This is a genomic window from Pseudomonadota bacterium (assembly GCA_034660915.1).
In the GTDB taxonomy this organism is placed as follows: Bacteria; Desulfobacterota; Anaeroferrophillalia; order Anaeroferrophillales; family Anaeroferrophillaceae; genus DQWO01.
The window spans coordinates 1-1,563 of sequence record JAYEKE010000227.1 but is presented as its reverse complement, the minus strand read 5'-3'; the positions used below and the strand labels follow the sequence as shown (position 1 = coordinate 1,563).

The 1,563-nt window shown below is 44.6% G+C and carries 2 protein-coding genes; both read left to right on the top strand.

All coding sequences use genetic code 11. From position 1 onward, the window contains the following. Window positions 1-716: GntR family transcriptional regulator (locus tag U9P07_12365; GenBank protein MEA2110198.1), on the top strand; the 716-nt coding region annotated here is incomplete at its 5' end. A 67-nt stretch (window positions 717-783) separates the two neighbouring features. Beyond that, window positions 784-1,470, top strand: a complete 687-nt coding sequence (locus U9P07_12360) for a GntR family transcriptional regulator (GenBank protein ID MEA2110197.1) — start codon at window positions 784-786, stop codon at window positions 1,468-1,470. Window positions 1,471-1,563: the final 93 nt, after the last annotated feature.

Here is a 1,563-nt window from a genome sequence, read left to right as displayed (position 1 = left end):
TGAACTCAGGAATAAATAGGGATTATCCAGTCGTGCATAAAAATATATCAGAAATTATTGCCAGCCATCAGACATTACGGGAAAAGGTTGCCGCGTTGCTGCGGGAAGCGATTATTCAACAAAAAATCAAACCGGGAGAGCGGATTACCGAACTGGAAATTGCTTCCCGTTATGGTTTGAGCCGTACCCCGATTCGAGAAGCTTTCAGACAGTTGGAGTCGGAAGGTTTTTTGAAAATTATTCCTCGCAAAGGAGCAATTGTCGCCGAGCTGGATGAAAAAGATATCCGGGATTTTTACGAGATCAAAGCGGTACTGGAGGGGTATGCGGCCCGCGTCGCGGCGGAAAGGATTACGGATGTGGGAATTGCCCAGTTGGAACGTCTAAATCGGAAAATGAAAGAATGTGCCGCTAAAAAGGATATCGCAAGCTTGACCAAGAATCATAATGAATTTCATAATTTCATTCTTGAGCTTTGCGGGAATGATAAAATTACGACTGTGGTTTCAAACCTGGTACAGCAGTTCCTGCGATTTCGTTTTTTTGTTTCATCCGGTTCCTGTTTGAGTAGAATGCATAGCGAACATGATAAAATTGTTGCAGCTCTCAAGGAACATGATGGGGCGAAGGCGGAGAAATATATGATAGCCAATGCCAAGTTGGGAAGAGAAGTACTGATGAAAGAGTTTTTATCGCTCAAAGAGAATAAGAAATAATATAAGGTCAGGTCCTGTCGGCATTGCACTAGCGTTCATTCAGAGCAGAAGAACGAGGTAGATGATAATGAAAATTGATATTCTGGAAAGCAGCATATCTGATCACCAGCCGTTACCGGATAAAATTGCAAATTTTATCCGGGAAACGATTATTGTCGGGAAGTTAAAGCCGGGGGAAAAAATTTCTGAGGCAAAACTGGCTGAGGAATTACGCATCAGCCGAACGCCAATCCGGGAAGCTATCAGGATGTTGGAAAGTGAAGGTTTTGTTTCCATTATTCCCCGCCGGGGGACGATTGTCAGCGAGTTTTCCTTTGATAATCTATATGAATATTTCCAGATCAAAGCCTGCCTGGAAGCCTTTTCCGCCTTTCTGGCAGAACCACATATGACCGAGCGGGATATCAACCGCTTGCGGCGCTTGAATGAAGAGGAAAAAACCGCCATCGCCGGCCATGATTTTGTCAAATATATGCGTATTCATGAAGATTTTCACCAGGTATTTATAACCAAAAGTGATAATGAAAAGCTCAAGAAACTTAATGACCAGATGATGGTTCACATTAAGCGGCTGCAGGGTTTTTTCCTCCAGCAGCCGGAGATTTTTTCCCATTGTGCCGAAATCCACGGGGATATTATTGACGCCTTTCATCAGCATGATGGACCCCGGGTCCGCCGGCTGGTGGAAGAAAATATTCTCCATATTGCCCACCAGATCCATCAGCATGGAAAGAGCCTGAAGGAGAATGGCTGAGGTTGAGCTTCTGTCACCCGCCGGTAATTGGGAGAAACTGAAAGTTGCCGTTGCTTATGGTGCAGACGCGGTATATTTTGGCGGTCCTGATTT